This is a genomic window from Microbacterium capsulatum, assembly GCF_030865425.1.
Taxonomy (GTDB): domain Bacteria; phylum Actinomycetota; class Actinomycetes; order Actinomycetales; family Microbacteriaceae; genus Microbacterium; species Microbacterium capsulatum.
The window spans coordinates 268,980-290,451 of the sequence record NZ_JAVFCB010000003.1 but is presented as its reverse complement, the minus strand read 5'-3'; the positions used below and the strand labels follow the sequence as shown (position 1 = coordinate 290,451).

Sequence of the window (21,472 nt, the reverse complement as noted above, 5' to 3'; positions counted from 1 at the left end):
CCATGGTCCCGTCCGACTCCGGCGCGCAGACGCCGGACACGTCCACCAGCGCGATCCGGGTCACCGGCCGCATCGCGACCCCGGCGCGCGTCGCCGTCGCGTGCATCCCTGTGCTGCTGATCCTGATCACGCCGTTCCTGCCGTTCTCGACCTCACCCACCCTGTGGCTGGGCATGCCGGCTGTGATCGTGTGGATGGCGTTCACCGTCGTCCTGACCGTCGTGCTGCTGAACGTCGTCGACCGCGGCATCAGCCGCCAGGTCGCCCAGTACGAGACCGCCAACGGCGTCGCCGAGGGCGGTGAGCACGCATGACCGCCATCATCGTCGTCGGCATCGTCCTCATCGGCGTGATCGGCATCGCCGGCCGCCGCCGCGAGAAGGGCATGTCCGGCTGGCTCGTCGCCGGTCGCAAACTCCCGGTCTGGACCTCATGGTTCCTGCAGGCGGGCGAGTCGCTCACCACGTTCAGCTTCCTCGGCCTCGCCGGCCTCGCCTTCGTCGGCGGCGTCAGCGCGACCTACGCGGTCGGCTACCTCACCGCGTGCCTCGCGATCCAGTACTTCGTCTCCCCGCGCATCCGCGACATCGCGGCCTCCCGCGGGTACCTGACGATGGCGGACTTCGTCAAGGACCGGTTCCGGTCGCGCACGCTCAGCGTCATCGTCGCGATCGTCGGCGCGCTCTTCCTGATCCCCTACCTCGAGCTGCAGCTGACCGGTCTCGGCCTGATCGTGCAGCTCGCGACCGGATCGGCGACGGCGCGCGGCCTGAGCATGGTGCTCGCCAGCGCCCTGGTCGTCGTGTTCGTGCTGTGGGGCGGCATCCGCGGCATCGCCCGCGTCGCGGTCTTCAAGGACTTCGGGATGCTGATCGCCCTGCTCGTCGTCACGGTCGGAGTCGTCGCCGCCGCCGGAAGCTTCCCCGACGTGTTCGCGCAGGTCGCGCGGGCGAACGACACGCTGTTCACCACGCACATGCCCGGCTTCGACGCGATCTGGTGGGTCAGCAGCGTCGCGATCACCACGATCGGCGCCGGCTTCCAGACGTTCCCGCACCTGTGGCCGCCGATGCTCGCGGCCAAGAGCGGATCCGTGCTGCGCAGCAACGCCAAGTGGCTCGCGGTGTACCAGCTTCTGCTCTTCCTGCCGATCACGGTCGGCATGGTCGCCGTCCTGTCGATCCCGAAGAAGACGATCCCCAACCAGGTCCTGTTCACGTCCGCGCAGCACGCGCTGCCCGAGTGGCTGGTCGCCGTCGTCGCCGTGTTCGGCGCCGCCGCGGCCATGGTGCCCGCCGCCGCGATCTCGATGGGCATCGGCTCCCTCGTCGCCAACAACGTGACCTTCCGCCTCTCCGAGCGCGCCAAGTTCATCGTCACCCGCGTCGTGATCGTGGTCGCGATGGTCCTCGCGCTCGCGTTCGGCCTGCTCAAGAGCGACATCGGCGCGCTGCTGCTGCTCACCTACGGCGGACTCGCGCAGATGGCACCCGCCATCGCCACCGGCCTCGGCCGCCGCGTGCGGGTGAGCACCGTCGCGGTCGCGAGCGGACTCGTGGCCGGCACCCTGTTCGTCGCGGTCGTGACCTTCGGGAACATCCCGCTCGGCTCGTGGGACAGCGGCTTCGTCGGCCTGGGCATCAACGTCGTCGTCCTCGGCCTCGTCGAGGCGATCGCCCGCGGCACCCGGGGTTCGCGCGTCGACGTCGAGGCGGCGGAGCTCGCCGCCGAGGGGATCGAGGTGGCCTCGTGACCGAGGCGCGCGCGGGGCAGCTCGACGGCATGCTCGTGGTCGACCTCTCCCGGGCGCTCGCCGGACCGCACGCCGGCATGATGCTCGGCGACCTCGGCGCGCGCGTGATCAAGGTCGAGCGGCCGGACGGCGGCGACGACGCCCGCGCCTGGGGGCCGCCGTTCCTCACCGCGCCCGCACGCGACGGGCGGCCGGAGGAGACGGTGTCCACCTACTTCCTCTCCGCCAACCGCAACAAGGAGTCGATCACCCTCGACCTCAAGGACGCCGCCGACCGGGAGCTGCTCACCGAGCTGATCCGCCGCGCGGACGTGCTGATCGAGAACTTCCGGCCCGGCACCCTCGACCGGCTCGGGTTCGACCCGGGCCGGCTCGAGGAGCTCAACCCGCGGCTCGTGCTCCTGTCGATCAGCGGATTCGGCCACGACGGTCCCGAGGCCGACCGGGCCGGGTACGACCAGATCCTGCAGGGCGAGGCCGGGCTGATGTCGCTGACCGGTGCGGACGCCGGCAGCCCGCAGAAGGCGGGCGTGCCGATCGGGGACCTCCTCGGCGGGATCCACGGCGTGGTCGGCGTCCTCGCGGCGCTCGTCGAGCGCGAGCGCACCGGACGCGGCAAGGTGGTGCGCACGTCGCTGCTGTCCTCGCTCGTGGGCGTGCTCGCGTTCCAGGCGACCCGGTGGACGGTCGGCGGAGACTCCCCGCACGCGATCGGCAACCAGCACCCCTCGATCGCGCCCTACGGCGCCTTCCGATGCGCGGACGGCGTCGTGCAGATCTCGGTCGGATCGGACCCGCTGTGGCGGACCTTCGCGCCGCTCATCGGGGTGGACCCCGAGGAGGAGCGCTGGGCCACGAACGGCAGGCGCGTCGCCGACCGGGACGCGCTGATCGCGCACATCGAGGGCGTGTTCGCCGCGAGCACCAGAGCGGAGCTGCTCGCCTCCCTCGGTGCGGCGGGGATCCCGGCCGGGACCGTGCGCACGGTCGACGAGGTGTTCGAGTGGGACCAGGCGCGCAGCCAGGGGCTCGCTCTCGGCGTGCACCATGAGGTCCTGGGCGACCTGACGCTGCAGGGCGGCCCGTTGCGGATGTTCGACTTCGACGGCACGGAGACGGGACGGGTGCGGCACGACGCCCCGCCGCTGCTCGGGGAGCACACCGAGGCGGTCCGGGAATGGCTCGCGGTATGAACGGCGCGGACCTCTGGCTCGACGCGGTCCTGGACGAGGGGTCGTTCCGGTCCTGGGACGCCCCGCTGCCGGCCCCGGTCGACCCCGAGTACCGTGCCGCGCTCGCCCGCGCGACCGAGCGCGCCGGTGCGGACGAGGCCGTGCGCACCGGCGCGGGCGCCGTGCACGGTCGATCCGTCGCGGTGATCGTCAGCGAGTTCGGGTTCCTCGGCGGATCCATCGGCGTCGTGACGGCGGATCGCATCGTCGCCGCCTTCGAGCGCGCCCGCCGCGAGGGGCTCCCCGTGATCGCCGGTCTCGCGTCCGGCGGCACGCGGATGCAGGAGGGCGCCGCGGCGTTCCTCACCATGCGCACCATCACCGCCGCCGTACGCGAGTTCCGGGCGGCCGGGCTGCCCTACCTGTCGCATCTGCGCCACCCCACCACCGGGGGCGTCTACGCGTCGTGGGCATCCCTCGCGCACGACGTCAGCGCCGAGCCGCACGCCCTGGTCGGGCTGCTCGGCCCGCGGGTCGTGACGGCCCTCGCCGCGTGCGGCGGCGCGACCCCGATCCCCGAGGGCGTGCAGACGGCGGAGAACCTGCTCTCCCACGAGCGGATCGACGCGGTCGTCGACGCGAGCGGATTCCGCGAGCGCGCCGCACGGCTGCTCGGCCTGTTCGACACCTCGGCGACCGACGACGCGATCGGATCCGGCAGCGACCTCCAGGACGCGCCGGCGATCGAGCCCGACGCCGACTGGGCCGCGGTGCGCGCCGCGGCCCAGCCCGGCCGGCCGGCGCTGCCGGAGCTGATCGCGACGTGCGACGAGTTCGTGCCGCGGCGCGGTGGCGGCGGCGAGCTGGTCGCCGGATGGGCGCGCACGGGCGGGACGTCGTTCCTGCTCGTCGGGCAGGACCGCACCCGGGGCGTCCCCACGACTCCGGCCGACATCGCGACGGCCCGCAGGGCCATGGCGCTCGCCGTATCCCTGGGGCTGCCGATCGTGACCGTCGCGGACACGTCGGGGGCCGAGCTGTCCCGGGCCGCGGAGGAGGCGGGACTCGCGGCCGAGATCGCCGCGACCCTGGCGGCCCCGGGCGCGCAGCCCGTCCCCTCCGTCGCGCTGCTGCTCGGCGAGGGCACGGGCGCCGCCGCGATCGCGTTGTGCGGCACCGACGCGATCGTCGCGGTGCAGGAGGCCTGGCTCGCCCCGCTCCCGCTCGCGGGCGCGGCGGCTCTGCTGTCCGAGGATCCGGGGGATCCGGACGACGTGCGCGAGCGGATCGCCCGGCGGCAGCGCATCGGCGCCCCCTCGCTGTACGCGGACGGGCTCATCGACGGCATCGCGACCGATCGGGGCGTGTCGATCGCGCGGCGGCTGGACGGCAGTCGCGCCCGCGGACTCGCGGAGAGCGTGCTCGCGCTGGCGGTCGCCGTGCGCGCGCGGTGCGCCGCCGTCGTCGGCTGACCGTGACCGGGCGGTCGCGCCGGATAGGCTGATCCGGGCCCGTCCTCGGCGGGCCGGAGCGAACGTGCGGCAGGGAAGAGTCCAGGATGACCGAGATCGACGGGACCGGTGCGCGCCGGCACAGCCGCACGACCGGATTCGTGCTGCGCTGCGCGGGCATCGGTCTGCTGGCCGGCCTCATGTCCGGGCTGTTCGGCGTCGGCGGCGGCACGGTCATCGTGCCGATGCTGGTGCTGCTGCTCGCGTACGACCAGCGTCTCGCCTCCGGCACGTCGCTCGCCGCCGTGGTTCCGGCCGCGCTCGTGGGCGTGATCTCCTACGCGGCGAACGGGCAGGTGGCCTGGATCCCCGCGCTGATCCTCGCCGCGGGGGCGGTCGTCGGCGCGCAGATCGGCACGTGGATGCTGCCGCGGATCCCGCTCACCTGGCTGCGCTGGGCGTTCATCGTCTTCCTGGTCGGGGTCATGGTCAACCTGTTCATCGTGATCCCGTCCCGCACCGCGACACTCGATCTGACCTGGATCGCCGCTCTCGCGCTGATCCTGGCCGGCGTCGCCACGGGCGTGCTGTCCGGACTGCTGGGCGTCGGAGGCGGGATCATCATCGTGCCCGTCCTGATGCTGTTCTTCGGGATGAGCGACCTGATCGCGAAGGGCACGTCGCTGCTCATGGTGATCCCGACGTCCGTGTCCGGCACGATCGGCAATCTGCGGCGCCGCAACACCGATCTCTTCGTCGCCGCCGTGATCGGCGTCGCCGCGTGCATCACCGTGCCGCTCGGCGCGTGGATCGCGCGTCAGGTGGATCCGCGTGTCGGCAACATCCTGTTCGCGGCGTTCATCGCCCTCATCGTCGCGCAGCTCGTGGTGCGTCTGGTGCGGCAGCGCCGCACCGCCTGAATCGTCGGGTCGGGCGGTCGACCGTGCCGCGGGGCTGTCGGCGCGCCCGCGTAGGATCGCGCGCATGACCGGAATCGTCCCGTACATCCTGTTCCCCGGCACCGCGGCCGACGCCCTGCCGTTCTACCAGTCGATCTTCGGCGGCGACGTCGAGTTGCACACGTACGCCCAGTTCGGCCGCGGGGACGGCCCCGGCGACGCCATCGCGCACGGCACCCTCAGCGGCGTCGTCGCGTTCGGCGCGGCCGACGCCGCCCCCGACGAGGACGCCGTGCACATGAACGGTCTGTTCTTCTCGCTGCTCGGCGCCGCGGATCCGGCGACGCTCACGCGGTGGTTCGCCGGCCTCGCCGACGGCGGCCGCGTGATCGACCCGCTGCAGGAGCGCGCCTGGGGTGCGCACGACGGCACGCTCGTGGACCGCTTCGGCGTGCGCTGGCTCATCGGCTACGAGGACTGAGGTCGGCGGGCGCACGCCGGATGCGCCGAGGCCCCCTCGCGCCGCCGAGGCCCCCTCGCAGCGGCGCTGCTCAGGAGGGGCGTGGATGGCGTGAGGGGGCCTCGATCGCTGGCGTCGCGCCGGGTCAGGACGCGAACAGGCGCTGCAGGCGCTGCACGCCCTCGAGCAGCTGCTCGTCGCCGAGGGCGTACGACATCCGGATGTAGCCGGAGGGGCCGAACGCCTCGCCGGGGACCACGGCCACCTCGGCCTGGTCGAGGATGAGGTCGGCGAGCTCGAGCGAGGTCGTCGGGGTGACGCCGCCCCAGGTGCGGCCGAGCAGGCCCTGCACGTCGGGGTAGACGTAGAAGGCGCCGGTCGGGTTCGGCACGACGAGCCCGTCGATCTTCGACAGCTCCGAGACGATGAGCCTGCGGCGCCGGTCGAACGCCTCGCGCATCTGCTCGGCCTCGGTCTGCGGGCCGTTGAGGGCCGCGATCGCGGCACGCTGCGCGACGTTGTTCACGTTGCTGGACAGGTGCGACTGCAGGTTGCCGGCGATCTTGATCGCGTCGGCCGGGCCCACCATCCAGCCCACGCGCCAGCCGGTCATGGCGTAGGTCTTCGCGACGCCGTTGACGAGGATCGTCTGGCCGGCGATCTCGGGCAGCGCCTCGACGATCGAGGTCGCCTTGACGCCCTCGTAGGTGAGGTTCTGGTAGATCTCGTCCGAGATGATCCAGATCCCGTGCTCGAGCGCCCACTCGGCGATGGCCTTCGTCTCCGAGGCGGAGTAGACGGATCCGGTCGGGTTCGACGGCGAGACGAACACGAGGACCGTGGTGCGCTCGGTGCGCGCGGCCTCGAGCTGCTCGACGGTGACCTTGTAGTCCTGGTCGGCGCCGGCGAAGACCTCGACGGGGGTGCCGTCGGCGAGACGGATCGCTTCGGGGTACGTGGTCCAGTACGGCGCGGGAAGGAGCACCTCGTCGCCCGGGTTCACCACGGCCTGGAACGCCTGGTAGACGGACTGCTTGCCGCCGTTGGTCACGATGACCTGGGACGGAGAGACCTCGAGGCCCGAGTCGCGCAGCGTCTTCGCGGCGATCGCCTCGCGCAGCTCGGGCAGGCCGGCGGCGGGGGTGTAGCGGTAGTTCGCCGGGTCGGCGAGGGCCACGGCCGCGGCGTCCACGATGAACTGCGGCGTGGCGAAGTCGGGCTCGCCGGCGGCGTACGAGACGACGGGCTTGCCCTCGGCCTTGAGGGCCTTGGCCTTGGCGTCCACCTTCAGGGTGGCGGACTCGGCGATGGCGGAGAGTTTGCGGGAGAGAGGCGCGCGTTCGGTCACCCTCCCAGGGTACCGGGGAGCATGCCGAACGAAATGGCCGTGACGTACAGTATGACGCTCGGATTCGCCGGTGCGGCGAACGGCGTCGCCCGGTACCGCGGCTCTCCACGAGGAGGCGGCGGCACCGGGCAGGTGATCTCACGCCGGGGCGTCGATGTGCGTCACGCCGGGAGGAGCTGAGCGGCGAGGACCTCGGCGGTCGGCGAGAACGGCAGCTCGGGGAAGGCGTCGGCGACGGCCTCGTTCGTGAGGGAGCCCTCGTGCGCGTTCAGGCCGCGGGCGAGCGCGGGGTCCGCGTTCAGCGCGCCGACCCAGCCCTTCTCGGCGAGCGCGACGACGTAGGGGAGCGTGGCGTTCGTGAGCGCAGCGGTCGACGTCTCGGGCACGGCGCCGGGCATGTTCGCGACGCAGTAGTAGAGCGACTCGTGCACGGGGTACGTCGGGTCGTCGTGCGTGGTCGGGCGGGAGTTCTCGAAGCAGCCGCCCTGGTCGATCGCGATGTCGACGAGAACGGATCCCGGCTTCATCTTCGCGACCATCTCGTCGGTGACGAGCTTGGGGGCCTTCTCGCCCGGGATCAGCACGGATCCGATCACGAGGTCCGCGTCGGCGAGCGCCTCGGCGATGTTGTGCGCGTTCGAGGTGCGGGTCTGGATCCGGCCGTCGAAGGCGTCCTCGAGCTGCTTCAGCCGGGGCAGCGCGATGTCGATGACCGTGACGTCGGCGCCCATGCCGAAAGCGATGCGAGCCGCCTGCTCGCCGGCAGCGCCGCCGCCGATCACGACGACCTTGCCGCGGCGGGTCGCGGTGACGCCGCCGAGGAGCAGGCCGCCGCCGCCGTTCGCGGTCATCAGCGCGTTCGCGCCGACCTGCACGGAGAGCCGGCCGGCGACCTCCGACATCGGTGCCAGCAGCGGCAGCGCACGGCTGGCCAGCTGCACGGTCTCGTAGGCGATCGCCGTGGTGCCGGAGGCGAGCACGGCGTCGGTGCACTCGCGGGAGGCGGCGAGGTGCAGGTAGGTGAAGAGCACCTGCCCGCGGCGCATCCGCGCGTACTCCGCGGCGATCGGCTCCTTGACCTTGAGGACCATGTCGGCCTGCGCCCACACGTCCTCCGCGTCGGAGACGATCGTCGCGCCGGCGGCGACGTAGTCGTCGTCGGAGATCCGCGAGCCCAGGCCCGCGCCGGACTGCACGAGCACCTCGTGCCCGCGGCGGGTCAGCTCGTCCACGCCGGCCTGGGTGATGGCGACGCGGTTCTCGTTGTTCTTGATCTCGGTGGGGATGCCGACGCGCATGTGCACGTCCCTTTCTCGTCGGTGAGCGGGTTGGTGGCGCTATGAGGACCCCAGCGGCCGGGGGAGTGGGGGGCGAGGGCGCTTCGACGGGCCCAGCGGCCGGGCTTCGACGGGCACAGCGCCCGCGGCGCGGAGACCGGATCAGGTGACGGCGTCGCGCTCCTGGAACTCGGGCGCGCGCCAGAGCTCCTCGTCGAGCACGCGGCGGAGGGTCTCCACGGAGTCCCAGACGTCGGCGTACCCGATGTACATCGGCGCGATGCCGAACCGCAGCACTTCGGGCTCGCGGTAGTCGCCGATCACGCCGTTCGCGATGAGCGCCTTCATGACCGCGTAGCCCTCGGGGTGGCGGAACGAGACATGGCTGCCGCGGTGGGCCTCGTCGCGCGGGGTGATCAGGGTGAGCGGGTGGTGCCCCACGCGGGTCTCCACGAGGTCGATGAACAGCGAGGTCAGCTCCAGCGACTTACGGCGCAGCGCTGCCTGGTCGGTCTCGAGGTGCATGTCGATCCCGACCTCCATGGTGGCCAGGGACAGGATCGGCTGCGTGCCGACGAGGAACCGCCGTCCGCCGGGGGCGGGCGTGTAGGAGTCGGCCATCTCGAACGGGCGGTCGTGGCCCCACCAGCCGGTGAGCGGCGTCTCGACCCGGCCGAGGTGACGGTTCGCGACCCAGAAGAAGGCGGGGGAGCCGGGTCCGCCGTTGAGGTACTTGTAGGTGCAGCCGACGGCGAAGTCGGCGCCCGCGGCGGCGACGCCGACCGGGACCGCGCCGACCGAGTGGCAGAGGTCCCACACGGCGAGGGCGCCGGCGTCGTGGATGCGGCCGCTGGCGTCGCCCATGTCCCAGAGGTGCCCGGTGCGGTAGTTGACCTCGGTGAGCAGCACGACCGCGACGTCGTCGTCGAGCGCGGCGTCGAGGTCCTCCGGCGCGTCGATGAGGCGCAGCGAGTACCCGCGGTCGAGAAGGGCGATCAGGCCCTCGATGATGTACAGGTCGGTGGGGAAGTTCTCCCGCTCCGAGACGATCACTCGGCGCGAGGGGGCGTCGTCCTGCTGGATCCGCAGGGCCGCGGAGACGGCCTTGAAGATGTTGACCGACGTGGTGTCGGTCGCGACGCACTCGCCGTCGGCGCCGCCGATGAGCCGGCCGATCTTCTCGCCGATCCGGACCGGCAGGTCGAACCAGTGATGCTTGTTCCAGCTGCCGATGAGGTCGTTGCCCCACTCCTGGCTCACGACGAAGGCGGCGCGCTCGGCGGCCTCGCGGGGGCGCGCGCCGAGGGAGTTGCCGTCGAGGTAGATGACGTCCTCGGGCAGGGCGAAGCGCTCGCGCAGCCACGCGAGCGGGTCGTTCCGGTCCGCCTCCACGCACAGCTCGCGGGTGCTCAGCGCCGTTGCGGTCGTCATCGCGTCGTCCTCCTGGGTTCGGGTGGGTGGGTGGGGTGTCCGGCTGTGGATCGGTCGAGGATCCGGCGGTCAGGATCAATGATGACGAATCTTCGGCAGATCGCCTAGGATTTCGTCAGATATCCGAGAATCAGAGCTTCTGACGGCCCAAGGCCGGATCGGTGACGGGTGGAGGGGCATCATGGCGAACGAGATCCGGCTCACGCCGACCGACCGGCGCATTCTCGACGAGCTCACCCGCGACGGCCGGCTCTCGAACAAGGAGCTCGCGGCCCGGGTCGGCCTGCCCCGTTCCACCTGCCACGGGCGGGTGCGCGCGCTCGAAGAGGCGGGCGTGATCCGCGGCTACCACGCGGAGATCGACCCGGTCGCCGCGGGCGCGGGCGTGGAGGCGCTCATCCTCGTCGCGGTCAAGGACGACGCGCGCGACCACGTCTCGTCGATCACGGCGCGGCTGCGCGGCGTCCCCGGCGTGCAGCGCGTGTACCTCATCGGCGGCGTGAACGACCTCGTCATCCACGTCGCGTGCGAGAGCGTGCCGGCGCTGCGGGACTTCCTGCGCGCACACCTCGGATCCGATCCTTCGCTCGGCCAGACGCAGACCCAGCTCATCTTCGAGCAGCACCCCGGCGCCGCCGTCATCCCGTCCTGAGCGCCGGAATACCACCGCGGGTCCACCCCGCGGGCAGCCCCCTCAGGACGCAGTCCCGCGCGCCCCGGAACCGCGTTCCGTGACCCCATCGGAGGGCCGCGGTATACAACTGTGCCCCTTTGTGACGCGGAAGGTCGGACGGTTTCGCGTCTTTCTGGGCCCCGTGCTCATCATGGAATACCAAATTCAGAAATTCGCTTGCCTTCGCGTCCGCGACCCCCTATGGTCATCCATATCCAACTTCCGTGACGACAGTCACAAAAGCGCTAGGAGAAACCGGATGTCCGGATCGACGTCGATGAAGACGCCCGCTCTCGTCATCGAGCGCGTGCGCCTGAGCGGCGCGCACGGCGAGATCGAACGGACCGACGTCGACCTGCACATCGCCGACGGCCGGATCGCGCAGATCGTGCCGACCGGATCGGCTCCCGCCGCCGACGGCGCCGAGGTCGTCGACGGCGCCGGTGCCCTGGCCCTCCCCGGCACGGTCGACGCGCACTGCCACGTCGACAAGACCCTGTGGGGCCGTCCGTGGCGGCCGCACACCGCCGGCCCCGTGCTGGAGGACAGGATCCGCAACGGCGAGGAGGGCCGCGCCGAGCTGGGCCTGCCCGCCCCCGACACGATCCGCGCCCTGCTGAAGCAGATGATCGCGACCGGCACGACCGCCGCGCGCACGCACACCGACGTCGACCCGGAGATCGGCCTCGCCGGTCTCGAGCGGGTCGCCGAGGCGGCCGAGGAGCTGAAGCACGCGATCGACGTGCAGCAGGTCGCGTTCCCCCAGGGCGGGCTGCTGATCCGCCCCGGCACCGCCGAGCTGCTCGAGGAGGCCCTGCGCCGCGGCCTCGCCGACGTCGTCGGCGGTATCGACCCCGCCGCGCTCGAGCGCGACTCGGTCCGCCACCTCGACACCGTCTTCGGACTCGCCGCGACCTACGGCGCCCGGGTCGACATCCACCTGCACGAGCGCGGCACGCTCGGCGCGCACACCATGGAGCTCGCGATCGAGCACACCCGCCGGCACGGCCTGGCCGGGCGGGTGACGCTCTCGCACGCCGTCGCCGTCGCCGAGGTCGACGCGGCCCAGGCCGCGCGGATCCGCGCCGGTCTCGCCGAGCAGGGGATCTCCCTCGTCACGGCGACCGTGTACAACACCCCCGTCCTGCCGATCGCCGACCTCGCTCGGGACGGCGTCAACGTGGGCGCCGGCAACGACGGCGTCCGGGACCTGTGGGGACCGTGGGGCCTGGGCGACATGCTCGAGCGCACCCACCACCTCGCCTACCGCAGCGGCTATCGGACGGACGAGCAGATCGCTCGCGCCTTCGACGTCGCCGTCACCGGCGGTGCGATCGCGATGGGCCGCGAACCGGCCCGGATCGCCCCCGGCGCCCCCGCCGACCTCTTCCTCGTGGGTGCCGACGGCATCGGCGAGGCGGTCGCCGCGCGCCCCGTGCGACGGCTCGTGGTCAAGAACGGAGCGGTCGTCGCCCGCGACGGGCAGACGCTCGACGCCTGACGGATCCTCCAGAACCCGGCACGGTCGCCCGTGTCGGCGCGGTCCCGCCTGCCGCGGAATCGCCCCAGAACTTCCCTTCCCGCACCACCGCATCACCCATCCGGCAACACCCGAACCCGATCCCACACCCCCACCGAAAGGCTGACAATGCTGTCACACCTCACCCGCAAGCGCTCCCTCCGCGTCGTCCTCGGCGGCACCATCGCCGTGCTGACCCTGCTCGGGGCCACGGCCTGCGGCGTGGACACCTCCTCGTCCGCGACCCAGTCCGGTGCCCCGAAGGCGAAGACCGGATACGACTCCAAGGCGCCGCTCGCGAAGCTCGTCCCCGAGGCCTACCAGAAGAAGGGCGTGCTCACCGTGGCCACGCAGCCCGACTTCGAGCCCGCCAACTTCACCCCGGCCGGCACGAGCGGCATCAAGGGCTACAACGTCGACCTGATGGAGGCGATGGCCAAGGAGCTCGGCCTGCCCGTGCAGTGGGAGAAGGTCCCCTTCGACCAGATCCTCATCGGCATGCAGTCGAAGAAGTTCGACGCGGCCATCGCCGGCATGACCGACCGCAAGACCCGCCAGGCGCAGGTCGACTTCCTCGACTACCAGTGGGCCGGCACCGTGTTCATGGTGCAGAAGGGCAACCCGAAGCACGTCACGAGCAAGGTCGACGGCGGCTGCGGCATCAAGATCGGCGACGTGAAGGGCTCTGACGCGAACCGTCTCGTCGACCAGATGGCCGCCGCGTGCGTCGCGGCCGGCAAGCCCGCCACCGAGCTCGTCTCGTTCCCGAACTCGAGCGACAAGAACCTCGCCCTGACCTCGGGCCGGATCGACGCGATCTTCTGGCCGGACATGGCCGTCTCGGTCATCCAGCGCGAGACCGGCAACAAGCTCGAGTCGCTCCCGGTCGACTTCGAGGAGAAGGTCTACCTCGGCATGACGTTCAACAAGGAGGAGACCGGCCTGCGTGACGCCTTCGTCAAGGCCCTCGACGCGATCCACAAGAACGGCGAGTACGACAAGATCCTGAAGAAGTGGGACGTCACGGTCATCGACCTGAAGACCCCCGGACTCAACCTGGCGGTGAAGTGACCATCATGTCCGACCCGCAGCTCGCTGCCGGACGCTCCGTCTCCGGGCCGGCGCACTACGTGCGCCAGCCCGGCGACGAGCCGCCGGTGCAGGAAGCTCCGATCCGGGCGCGCCGGCGCCCGCAGTACGGGCAGATCGTCACGGGGCTGATCGCGATCGTCCTGCTGGCGCTGTTCGTCCAGTCGCAGGCGACCAACCCCAACATGGAGTGGGGCGTCACCTGGGACTACATGTTCAACCCGGTCGTGCTGAACGGCCTCGGCGTGACGATCCAGCTCGCGATCCTGGCGATGCTGATCTCGATCGTCGTCGCGTTCGGCATCGCGCTGATGATCCAGAGCCACAACAAGGTCGCCAGCGCGATCGGCCGGACCTACGTCTGGTTCTTCCGCGGCGTCCCGATGCTCGTGCAGGTCCTGCTCTGGTACAACCTGGCCGTGCTGTTCCCGAAGATCCTCGGCATCGACACGAACACGCTGATCTCGGGCTTCACCGCCGGTCTCATCGCCCTGTCGCTCGCCGAGTCGGGCTACATGGCCGAGATCATCCGCGGCGGCATCATCTCGGTGCCGGCCGGCCAGACCGACGCGGGCGTGAGCCTCGGCCTCACCCGCAACCAGGCCCTCGCCCGGATCGTGCTGCCGCAGTCGATCCGCGTGATCATCCCGCCGACGGGCAACCAGTTCATCGGCATGCTGAAGGCGACCTCGCTCGTGTCCGTCATCGGCGGCAGCGACCTGCTCACGCGGGTGCAGCTGATCTACGGGCAGAACTTCAAGATCCTTCCCCTGCTGATCGTGGCCGTGATCTGGTACCTGATCCTCGTGACGGTCGCCAGCATCGGGCAGTTCTTCCTGGAGCGCCGCTTCAACAACTCGCAGCCGGGCTCGCGCCGGGCGCGCAAGGGCGCGGGGACCGGATCCGGATCGGCGTCCACCACGACGACGATCCGCACGATGACGGGAGGTGCGCTGTGGCGCAAGTGACGCAGGAGCAGGCTGCCACGGTCGGCACCGACATCATGCTCAGCATCCAGGGCGTGCACAAGTGGCTCGGCCACAACCACGTGCTCAAGGGGGTGGACATCACCGTCCGCACCGGCGAGATCGTGTGCATCCTCGGCCCGTCCGGATCCGGCAAGTCGACGCTGCTGCGCTGCATCAACCACCTCGACCCCGTCGACGGCGGTGTGATCGAGGTGGCCGGCGAGCGGATCGGCTACGAGACGCACGGGACCACGCTGTACGAGCAGGGCGAGCGCAAGGTCGCCAAGGCGCGCCAGCAGATCGGGATGGTGTTCCAGCACTTCAACCTGTTCGGACACATGACCGTGCTCGGCAACGTCATCTACGGGCCGACGAAGATCCTCGGCAAGCCGAAGGCGGAGGCCGTGCAGCGCGCGCACGAGCTGCTCGCCAAGGTCGGCCTCGAGGACAAGGCGGGCTCGTACCCGAGCCAGCTCTCCGGCGGGCAGCAGCAGCGCGTCGCGATCGCCCGGGCGCTCGCGATGGAGCCGCGGCTGATGATGTTCGACGAGCCGACCAGCGCGCTGGATCCGGAGCTCGTCGGCGAGGTGCTGACGACCATGCGGCAGGTGGCGGAGGAGGGCATGACGATGGTCGTGGTCACGCACGAGATCGGGTTCGCCCGCGAGGTCGCCGACCGCGTCGTCTTCATGGACCAGGGCCGCGTGCTCGAGGACGGTCCGGCCCGCGACGTGCTGGACAACCCGCAGCACGAGCGCACCGCCGGGTTCCTCCGCCGCGTGCACTGAATCGATCCGGAGCGGATCCCCGAACGCAGCGGATGCCGGAACCCGAGGGTTCCGGCATCCGCGTTCCCCGAGAGAAAGAAGGAACAGGATGACCGACGAGAAGTTCTTCCTGAGGAACGTGCGCCCGTGGGGCGCCGAGGCCGTCGACATCGCGATCTCCGCCGGTGAGATCACCGGGGTCGTGCCCGCAGCCGGCGTGATCGCCGAGGGCGACATCGACGGCGGGGGACTGCTCGCGATCCCCGGCTTCATCAACGCGCACGCGCACGTCGACAAGAGCTGGTGGGGTCAGCCGTGGGTGTCGTACACCTACTCCGACCACCCGACCGTCGAGGGCTGGATCGCCAACGAGCGCGCCGAGCGCGGCAAGCACGGCATCCCGAACGCGAACGCCGCCGCCTCCGTGCTGCGCGAGTTCCTGCGCTGGGGCACCACCGCCACCCGCACCCACATCGACGTCGACCTCGGCGTGGGCCTGCGCGGCCTCGAGGTCGTCCAGGCCGCCCAGGCCGAGCTCGGCGACGCGATCCACGTGGAGACCGTGGCCTTCCCGCAGGACGGTGTGCTGCGCCGCCCCGGCGTGATGCAGCTGCTCGACGAGGCCGCGCAGGCCGGGGCCGACCGCATCGGCGGGCTCGACCCGGGCACGATCGACGGCGACGTCGCGGCGCAGCTGGACGGTCTGTTCCAGATCGCCGTGGACCGCGGCGTCGGGCTCGACCTGCACCTGCACGACTTCGGTTCGCTCGGCGCGTACGAGTACCGCCAGGTGATCCGTCGCACGATCGACGCCGGCCTGCAGGGCAAGGTGAACATCTCGCACGGCTTCGCGATGGGCGTGCTGTCGCAGGGCACCCAGGAGGAGATCATCGAGGGCCTGGCCGAGGCCGGGATCTCCTGGACCACCGTCGCGATGAGCGGCACCGCGCCCCTCCCGTGGCAGCGCATGCAGGAGAAGGGCGTTCCGCTGGGCCTCGGCACCGACGGCATCCGCGACATGTGGTCGCCGTACGGCGACGGCGACCTGCTCCGCGTCGCGTACGCGTTCGCCCGCCTGCACGGCTTCCGCCACGACGACAAGATCGCGCACGCGGTCGCGATGGCCACGAGCGGCGGCGCCTACTTCGTCGGCCGCGACCGGCACGACCTCGTCGCCGGATCCCGCGCCGACATCGTCCTGCTGGACGCCGAGAACGTCCCCGACGTGCTCGTGCGCTGCCCGCAGCGCAAGCTGGTCCTCTCCGGCGGGCGCGTCGTCGCCCGCGACGGCGAGGTCCTGGTCTGACGCGCTGCTCGGGGGTCGCGCCGGCGTCCCGCGGCCCCCGAGCACATCCCCCGGACAGGGCGCTCCGCATCCGAACGGATCCGCATGACCAACCCCGTGGCGCAGCGCAGCGCCGTCCTCCCCCTCGTCCTCCTCGTCGCCGCGATCCTCGCCGACGGCTTCGACACCGCCTCGCTGGGCTTCATCGTCCCGGTGCTGTCGAAGCTGTGGGGGACCAGCCCCGCCGCGTTCTCGATCGCGTTCGTCGCCACCAACATCGGCGCCGTGATCGGCTACCTGCTCTCCGGCCGGCTGTCCGCCCGGATCGGCGCGGCCAGGGTCGTCCCGCTCGCCGTGGCGCTGTACTCGGCCGCCGTCGTGCTCACCGTCTTCGCCGGCAGCATCCCCGTGCTCATCGCGATCCGCCTGATCACCGGCATCGGCCTGGGCGCCGTGCTGCCCGCCGCGGTCTCGCTGGGTACCGCCCTCGTGCAGCCGCGCCGCCGGCCGATGATCGCGATCATCGTGACGCTCGGCATCGCGGCCGGCGCGACCCTCAGCGGCCTCGTCGGCGCCCCGCTCATCGCCGGGCTCGGCTGGCAGTCCGCGTTCTGGGTGCCGGGCGTGTTCGCGCTGGTGCTCGCGCCGATCCTGCTGCTCGTGCTGCGAGGCATCCGCACCGATGCGCGCCCCGCCGGATCCGTCGCCCCCGCCGGCGTCGGATCCCTGTTCGCCCCGGGTCTGCGGTCCGCGACCCTGCTGCTGTGGGCGTACTCCTTCCTCGTCTTCATCACGCTCTACCTGCTCCAGTCCTGGCTGCCGACGCTCGTCATCCAGTACGGCATCCCGGTCGAGCGGGTCTCCTCCGCGACCGCCGCGTTCAGTGCGGGCAGCGTCGTCGGCGGTCTCGCCCTCGCCCTGCTGTCGGTGCTCATCCCGGCGCCGCGGATCATCGTGGCGCTCTCGGTGCTCACCGGCGCCGTGCTCGTCGTGATCGGCGCGACGGCGGTCCCCGCGGGCGGCCTGCTGCTGCTCGTCGCGGTCTCCGGCATCGGCGCCGCCGCCGGCACGAACGGCCAGGCGGGGCTCGCGGTCGCGCTCTACGGCGAGCACCATCGCACGGTGGGCGTCGGCTGGGCGGCGGCCGCCGGCCGGATCGGATCGATCGTGGGCCCGGCCCTCGGCGGCGTGCTGCTGGGCATGCACGCACCGGCGTCGTCGATCATCCTGCTCACCGTGATCCCTGTCGTGCTGTCGATCGTCGTGCTGCTCCTGTTCGCGGCGGCGTCCCGGCGGTCGCCGGCCTCGACCGCGGACGACGCCTCGGACGAGGCTGTGGCCGTGGCGGGGTGAGAGAGGCCGAGCGGATAGGCTCGGTCGATATGGAGAGGGACGTCCACCCCGCCGAAGCCACGCTCCGGCCGCAGCATCTGATCGTGACGATCTTCGGCCGGTACGGCCGTGCGCGCGGCGGGACGGTGCCGATCGCCGACCTCATCGAGCTCATGGCGGCCCTCGGGGTCGACGCGGGCGTGGTGCGCTCCTCGGTGTCGCGGCTGAAGCAGCGCGGGGTCCTCGTCAGCGACCGGGCCGACGGCGCCGGGTACCGGCTCTCCGAGTCGCTCGAAGAGGTATTCGCCGCCGGTGACCACCGCATCTTCGAGACCCGGCGGGCCACCCCCGACGATCCGTGGCTGCTGGTGTCGTTCAGCGTCCCGGAGCGCGAGCGCCCGCTGCGTCACCAGCTGCGCAAGCTTCTGCACCGGCTCGGCTTCGGGCAGGTCTCCGGCGGGCTCTGGGTCGCGCCGGGCCTCATCGCCGACGAGACCAGGACGGCGCTGCAGCAGGCCGGGCTGGACGGATACGTCGAGCTGTTCCTCGGCGCGAGGGTGTCGTCCGAGCCGCTCGCCGAGGCCGTGCAGGGCTGGTGGGATCTCTCCCTCCTGGAGCCGCTGTACCGGTCGTTCGTGGACACCTACGCGCCGGTGCTCGACGCCGGGCCGAGCGACCGCGACGCCTTCAGCGCCTACGTCGCCGCGATCACCCAGTGGCGCCGGCTGACGTATCTCGACCCCGGGATCCCGTTCGCGCTGCTGCCCGACGGCTGGGCCGGCGTCGAGGCGGAGCGGCTCTTCGGCGAGCTGCACGACCGGCTGGAGCCTCCCGCGGCGCGCTTCGTCGCCGCAGTGATGGACTGAGAGCCCTCGTCCCGACGCCCCTGGAGCGCGCCTCCGGGGGCGTCGTCGTCTCCGGAACGATCGCGTCGGAAACTTAGAAATATCTCACTTGCGTGACGGTAGTCACGTATGCGAGACTTCTTGTATGCGGATCGGATCCGCGGATCGGGGCGCGCAGAAGCGCCCCCGTCAGGAGCGAAGGAGCACCCATGACTGAGAACGAACTGCGCTGGGATCGCGTCCCGCAGGTCACTCGCAGCGGCGAGGAGGACACCCACACGATGTCGTCCGGCGGCTGCATCCGCGTCTCCGGCGTGGGCCCGCAGCACACCGAGGCGACGAAGATCTGGTTCGGCCAGGTCTCCAACGAGCCCGGCTACCGTTCGCTGCCGCACCACCACGGCGAGGCGGAGACCGGCGGCTACGTGCTGCGCGGCACCGCCCGCATCTACTTCGGCGAGGACTACGCCGAGTACCTCGACATGAAGCCCGGCGACTGGGTGTTCGTGCCGCCGTTCATGCCGCACGTCGAGGCGAACATGTCCACGACCGAGGAGCTGGTCTGGCTGACCACCCGCACGCCCGACAACATCGTCATCAACCTCGACGAGGTCGACGACGCGATCCTTGAGGGCTTCCGCCGCGCATGAGCACCTCCGCCGCGTTCCTCCGCGCGATCGCCCTGACCGAGTGCGAGCCCGAGCACGCCGACCGCGAGTTCACGGCGCAGCCGCAGCCGGTCCCGTGGCCGAAGGCCTACGGCGGCGACACCGTCGCGCAGAGCGTCGCGGCGGCGATCCGCACCGTCGACGACGACCGCGCCCTGCACTCGGTGCACTCGACGTTCCTGCGGGGCGTCGACATCACGGAGCCGGTCAGGTACGAGGTCGAGCTCATCCGCGACGGCCGCGGCTTCTCCACCCGGCACGTCCGCGGGCACCAGCACGGCAAGCTCGCGTTCATGGCGACCGCATCGTTCCACGTGCCCGAGGAGTTCCCCGAGCACGGGCCGGAGATGCCCGCGGTGCCGGATCCGGAGACCCTGCCGTCCAGCGCCGAGGCGCTCGCCGGGCACTCCGGCGCCGACGTCGACTACTGGTCGCACGACCGCAGCTTCGACATGCGCCACGTCCCCGGTCCGGTGTACGTGCAGATCGAGGGCGAGCGCGTGCCGCACCAGGCGGTGTGGATCCGTTCCTTCGAGAGCCTTGACGACGACCCGGTCACGCACCAGCTCGCGATCGCCTACGTCTGCGACTACACGATCCTGGAGCCGGTGCTGCGGGTGCTCGGCCTGCCCTGGCGGGACGAGGGCCTCGTCACCGCGAGCCTCGACCACGCCATGTGGTTCCACGCCCCGGCCCGCGCCGACGACTGGCTGCTGTACGCGCAGGAGAGCGCCGGCATCTCCGACGGGCGCGGACTCGGTCTCGGCCGCTTCTACGACCGCGACGGGCGCCTCATCGCCACCGTCGCGCAGGAGGGCATGATCCGTCCGGGTCGCGCCCTCTGACCATCCACCTCGAATCTTGAAGGGACCAGCAATGGAGCTTTCCCCGTCAGCCCATGTCGACACGTTCGCGCGCGACTCGCTGCCGCCGGTCGAGAACTGGCCGACGCTGGAGTTCACGATCCCGGACGTGCAGTACCCGGAGCGGCTCAACGCCGGATCCGAGCTCGTCGACCGCACGATCGCCACGTTCGGAGCCGATCGCGACGCGATCCTGCTCGGCGACGGCAGCCGCTGGAGCTACGGCGAGCTGCAGCGCCGCGCGAACCAGTTCGCCCAGGTGCTCACCGAGGACCTCGGCGTGGTCCCGGGCAACCGGGTCGTGCTGCGCCTGCTGAACGGCCCGTGGGCGGTCGCCTGCTGGCTCGGCGCGCTCAAGGCCGGCGCCGTCGTCGTGACCACCATGGTCGCCTGGCGCTCCCGCGAGGTGGCGAACATCCTCGGGCGCGTGCACCCGGCCGTCGTCGCCGTGGACCACCGTGCCGTCGAGGACGTGCAGGAGGTGCTCGACGAGTTCCTCCCCGCGGCCGGTGTCATCGTCGCCGGGGGGCCCGACGATGCACTGGCCGCGGCCTGCGACGCCAAGTCCGGCGTGTTCGAGGCGGTCGACACCGCCGCCGACGACGTCGCGCTGCTCGCGGCGACGAGCGGCACCACGGGCGTGCCGAAGATCACGATGCACTTCCACCGCGACATCCTGGCCAACGCCGACACGTTCGCGAAGCACGTGCTGCACCTCACCGAGAACGACGTCAGCGCGACCACCGCGCCGCTCGCCTTCACCTTCGGGCTCGGCGGGGCCGTCGTCTTCCCGCTGCGCACCGGCGGCGCCGCGGTGATCCTCGAGCGGGCCACCCCGATCGAGCTCACCCGGCTCATCGAGCCGCTGGGCATCACCGTGCTCTACACCGCGCCCACCGGCTACCGCGCCGTCATCAAGGAGGGTCTCGCCGACGAACTCGGCCGGCTGCGCCTGGGCGTCTCCGCCGGCGAGCACCTCTCCCGCGAGACGTTCGAGGCGGTCGCGGAGACCAGCGGGCTGCGCCTGGTGAACGGCATCGGATCCACGGAGATGCTGCACGTGTTCATCTCCGCCTCGGGCGACGACATCCGGCCCGGCGCCACCGGCCGTGCGGTGCCCGGCTACCGCGCCGCGATCATCGGCGAGGACGGCAGCGAGCTCGGCCCCGGCGAACCCGGCCGGCTCGGCGTCATCGGCCCGACCGGCTGCCGCTACCTGAACGACGCGCGCCAGACCGACTACGTCCACGAGGGCTGGAACCTCACCGGCGACAGCTTCATCCGCGACGAGGACGGCTACTTCACGTTCCAGGCCCGCAACGACTCGATGATCGTCACCGCCGGCTACAACGTCGGCGCGCCCGAGGTCGAGGAGGCGGTGAACGCCCACCCCGACGTGCTCGAGTGCGCGGTCGTCGGCCGGCCGGACCCCGTCCGCGGCACGATCGTGAACGCGTTCGTCGTGCTCCGCGACGGGCTCGAGGGATCCGACGAGCTGACCGCCGCGATCCTCGACACCGTCAAGTCGCGGCTGGCGCTGTACAAGAGCCCGCGTCGCGTCGACTACATCACCGAGCTGCCCCGCAACCCCAGCGGCAAGGTGCAGCACTTCATCCTTCGCGACCGCGCCGCCGCCGAGGCCGCCGCCGAACCCGTGACCCAAGGAGCCTGA

General features: G+C 71.7%; 20 protein-coding genes. 17 read left to right on the top strand and 3 right to left on the bottom strand.

The features are described 5' to 3' along the window. Positions 1-2 precede the first annotated feature (2 nt). From RBR11_RS06740 to RBR11_RS06715, 6 genes are all read left to right on the top strand, one after another. Positions 3-314: a hypothetical protein gene (locus tag RBR11_RS06740; RefSeq protein WP_308488552.1), complete on the top strand. Its 312-nt coding sequence runs from the start codon at positions 3-5 to the stop codon at positions 312-314. Continuing rightward, entirely contained in the window at positions 311-1,753 is a 1,443-nt protein-coding gene (locus RBR11_RS06735) for a sodium:solute symporter family protein (protein WP_308488551.1), read from the top strand. The genes RBR11_RS06740 and RBR11_RS06735 overlap by 4 nt, the downstream gene beginning before the upstream one ends. A 29-nt stretch (positions 1,754-1,782) precedes the next feature. Continuing rightward, positions 1,783-2,946 carry a CaiB/BaiF CoA transferase family protein gene (locus RBR11_RS06730; RefSeq protein ID WP_308488735.1) on the top strand — a complete coding sequence of 388 codons (1,164 nt, stop codon included), beginning with the start codon at positions 1,783-1,785 and terminating at the stop codon, positions 2,944-2,946. Beyond that, positions 2,943-4,397 carry a carboxyl transferase domain-containing protein gene (locus RBR11_RS06725; RefSeq protein ID WP_308488550.1) on the top strand — a complete coding sequence of 485 codons (1,455 nt, stop codon included), beginning with the start codon at positions 2,943-2,945 and terminating at the stop codon, positions 4,395-4,397. Before RBR11_RS06730 ends, RBR11_RS06725 begins: the two co-directional genes overlap by 4 nt. Before the next feature lie 86 nt (positions 4,398-4,483). Beyond that, positions 4,484-5,296 (top strand): sulfite exporter TauE/SafE family protein, encoded by an 813-nt coding sequence (locus tag RBR11_RS06720; RefSeq protein ID WP_308488549.1) that lies wholly within the window; start codon positions 4,484-4,486, stop codon positions 5,294-5,296. Between the two features lie 64 nt (positions 5,297-5,360). Continuing rightward, entirely contained in the window at positions 5,361-5,756 is a 396-nt protein-coding gene (locus tag RBR11_RS06715; RefSeq protein ID WP_308488548.1) for a VOC family protein, read from the top strand. 124 nt (positions 5,757-5,880) lie between these two features. On the opposite strand, the gene RBR11_RS06710 is transcribed toward RBR11_RS06715, so the two are convergent. From RBR11_RS06710 to kynU, 3 genes are all read right to left on the bottom strand, one after another. Further along, positions 5,881-7,083 carry a pyridoxal phosphate-dependent aminotransferase gene (locus RBR11_RS06710; protein ID WP_308488547.1) on the bottom strand — a complete coding sequence of 401 codons (1,203 nt, stop codon included), beginning with the start codon at positions 7,081-7,083 and terminating at the stop codon, positions 5,881-5,883. A 161-nt stretch (positions 7,084-7,244) separates the two neighbouring features. Beyond that, a complete protein-coding gene (gene ald / locus RBR11_RS06705) occupies positions 7,245-8,381 on the bottom strand; it encodes an alanine dehydrogenase (protein ID WP_308488546.1) in 1,137 nt (378 codons plus the stop codon). A gap of 141 nt (positions 8,382-8,522) precedes the next feature. Continuing rightward, complete coding sequence (gene kynU / locus RBR11_RS06700) at positions 8,523-9,791, bottom strand: kynureninase (RefSeq protein ID WP_308488545.1); 1,269 nt, start codon at positions 9,789-9,791, stop codon at positions 8,523-8,525. A gap of 181 nt (positions 9,792-9,972) precedes the next feature. On the opposite strand from kynU, the gene RBR11_RS06695 reads away from it, so the two are divergent. The 11 genes from RBR11_RS06695 (at position 9,973) to RBR11_RS06645 (ending at position 21,472) form a co-directional block, all read left to right on the top strand. Further along, positions 9,973-10,443: an Lrp/AsnC family transcriptional regulator gene (locus RBR11_RS06695; RefSeq protein WP_308488544.1), complete on the top strand. Its 471-nt coding sequence runs from the start codon at positions 9,973-9,975 to the stop codon at positions 10,441-10,443. A 280-nt stretch (positions 10,444-10,723) separates the two neighbouring features. Next, the gene (locus tag RBR11_RS06690) at positions 10,724-11,965 is read left to right on the top strand and encodes an amidohydrolase (RefSeq protein ID WP_308488543.1); all 1,242 of its coding nucleotides are present in this window, start codon (positions 10,724-10,726) and stop codon (positions 11,963-11,965) included. 147 nt (positions 11,966-12,112) lie between these two features. Then, complete coding sequence (locus tag RBR11_RS06685) at positions 12,113-13,054, top strand: ABC transporter substrate-binding protein (RefSeq protein WP_308488542.1); 942 nt, start codon at positions 12,113-12,115, stop codon at positions 13,052-13,054. A gap of 5 nt (positions 13,055-13,059) precedes the next feature. Continuing rightward, positions 13,060-14,040, top strand: a complete 981-nt coding sequence (locus RBR11_RS06680) for an amino acid ABC transporter permease (protein WP_308488541.1) — start codon at positions 13,060-13,062, stop codon at positions 14,038-14,040. 35 nt (positions 14,041-14,075) lie between these two features. Beyond that, positions 14,076-14,828, top strand: a complete 753-nt coding sequence (locus RBR11_RS06675; RefSeq protein WP_308488734.1) for an amino acid ABC transporter ATP-binding protein — start codon at positions 14,076-14,078, stop codon at positions 14,826-14,828. Positions 14,829-14,916: 88 nt separating this feature from the next. Continuing rightward, positions 14,917-16,113 carry an amidohydrolase family protein gene (locus tag RBR11_RS06670; protein WP_308488540.1) on the top strand — a complete coding sequence of 399 codons (1,197 nt, stop codon included), beginning with the start codon at positions 14,917-14,919 and terminating at the stop codon, positions 16,111-16,113. Positions 16,114-16,197: 84 nt separating this feature from the next. After that, complete coding sequence (locus RBR11_RS06665; RefSeq protein WP_308488539.1) at positions 16,198-17,445, top strand: MFS transporter; 1,248 nt, start codon at positions 16,198-16,200, stop codon at positions 17,443-17,445. Positions 17,446-17,474: 29 nt separating this feature from the next. Then, the gene (locus RBR11_RS06660) at positions 17,475-18,290 is read left to right on the top strand and encodes a PaaX family transcriptional regulator (protein WP_308488538.1); all 816 of its coding nucleotides are present in this window, start codon (positions 17,475-17,477) and stop codon (positions 18,288-18,290) included. Positions 18,291-18,478: 188 nt separating this feature from the next. Further along, positions 18,479-18,919, top strand: coding sequence for a cupin domain-containing protein (locus RBR11_RS06655; protein ID WP_308488537.1), 441 nt, complete (start codon positions 18,479-18,481; stop codon positions 18,917-18,919). Next, positions 18,916-19,782 carry an acyl-CoA thioesterase gene (locus RBR11_RS06650; RefSeq protein ID WP_308488536.1) on the top strand — a complete coding sequence of 289 codons (867 nt, stop codon included), beginning with the start codon at positions 18,916-18,918 and terminating at the stop codon, positions 19,780-19,782. Before RBR11_RS06655 ends, RBR11_RS06650 begins: the two co-directional genes overlap by 4 nt. A gap of 31 nt (positions 19,783-19,813) precedes the next feature. Further along, positions 19,814-21,472 carry an AMP-binding protein gene (locus tag RBR11_RS06645; protein ID WP_308488535.1) on the top strand — a complete coding sequence of 553 codons (1,659 nt, stop codon included), beginning with the start codon at positions 19,814-19,816 and terminating at the stop codon, positions 21,470-21,472.

What these genes read in the sequence shown, in the direction of transcription:
- RBR11_RS06740 (WP_308488552.1), top strand. Translation starts at nt 3, where the DNA reads ATGGTCCCGTCCGACTCCGGCGCGCAGACGCCGGACACGTCCACCAGC.
- RBR11_RS06735 (WP_308488551.1), top strand. Translation starts at nt 311, where the DNA reads ATGACCGCCATCATCGTCGTCGGCATCGTCCTCATCGGCGTGATCGGC.
- RBR11_RS06730 (WP_308488735.1), top strand. Translation starts at nt 1,783, where the DNA reads ATGCTCGTGGTCGACCTCTCCCGGGCGCTCGCCGGACCGCACGCCGGC.
- RBR11_RS06725 (WP_308488550.1), top strand. Translation starts at nt 2,943, where the DNA reads ATGAACGGCGCGGACCTCTGGCTCGACGCGGTCCTGGACGAGGGGTCG.
- RBR11_RS06720 (WP_308488549.1), top strand. Translation starts at nt 4,484, where the DNA reads ATGACCGAGATCGACGGGACCGGTGCGCGCCGGCACAGCCGCACGACC.
- RBR11_RS06715 (WP_308488548.1), top strand. Translation starts at nt 5,361, where the DNA reads ATGACCGGAATCGTCCCGTACATCCTGTTCCCCGGCACCGCGGCCGAC.
- ald (WP_308488546.1), bottom strand. Translation starts at nt 8,381, where the DNA reads ATGCGCGTCGGCATCCCCACCGAGATCAAGAACAACGAGAACCGCGTC.
- kynU (WP_308488545.1), bottom strand. Translation starts at nt 9,791, where the DNA reads ATGACGACCGCAACGGCGCTGAGCACCCGCGAGCTGTGCGTGGAGGCG.
- RBR11_RS06695 (WP_308488544.1), top strand. Translation starts at nt 9,973, where the DNA reads ATGGCGAACGAGATCCGGCTCACGCCGACCGACCGGCGCATTCTCGAC.
- RBR11_RS06690 (WP_308488543.1), top strand. Translation starts at nt 10,724, where the DNA reads ATGTCCGGATCGACGTCGATGAAGACGCCCGCTCTCGTCATCGAGCGC.
- RBR11_RS06685 (WP_308488542.1), top strand. Translation starts at nt 12,113, where the DNA reads ATGCTGTCACACCTCACCCGCAAGCGCTCCCTCCGCGTCGTCCTCGGC.
- RBR11_RS06680 (WP_308488541.1), top strand. Translation starts at nt 13,060, where the DNA reads ATGTCCGACCCGCAGCTCGCTGCCGGACGCTCCGTCTCCGGGCCGGCG.
- RBR11_RS06675 (WP_308488734.1), top strand. Translation starts at nt 14,076, where the DNA reads ATGCTCAGCATCCAGGGCGTGCACAAGTGGCTCGGCCACAACCACGTG.
- RBR11_RS06670 (WP_308488540.1), top strand. Translation starts at nt 14,917, where the DNA reads ATGACCGACGAGAAGTTCTTCCTGAGGAACGTGCGCCCGTGGGGCGCC.
- RBR11_RS06665 (WP_308488539.1), top strand. Translation starts at nt 16,198, where the DNA reads ATGACCAACCCCGTGGCGCAGCGCAGCGCCGTCCTCCCCCTCGTCCTC.
- RBR11_RS06660 (WP_308488538.1), top strand. Translation starts at nt 17,475, where the DNA reads ATGGAGAGGGACGTCCACCCCGCCGAAGCCACGCTCCGGCCGCAGCAT.
- RBR11_RS06655 (WP_308488537.1), top strand. Translation starts at nt 18,479, where the DNA reads ATGACTGAGAACGAACTGCGCTGGGATCGCGTCCCGCAGGTCACTCGC.
- RBR11_RS06650 (WP_308488536.1), top strand. Translation starts at nt 18,916, where the DNA reads ATGAGCACCTCCGCCGCGTTCCTCCGCGCGATCGCCCTGACCGAGTGC.
- RBR11_RS06645 (WP_308488535.1), top strand. Translation starts at nt 19,814, where the DNA reads ATGGAGCTTTCCCCGTCAGCCCATGTCGACACGTTCGCGCGCGACTCG.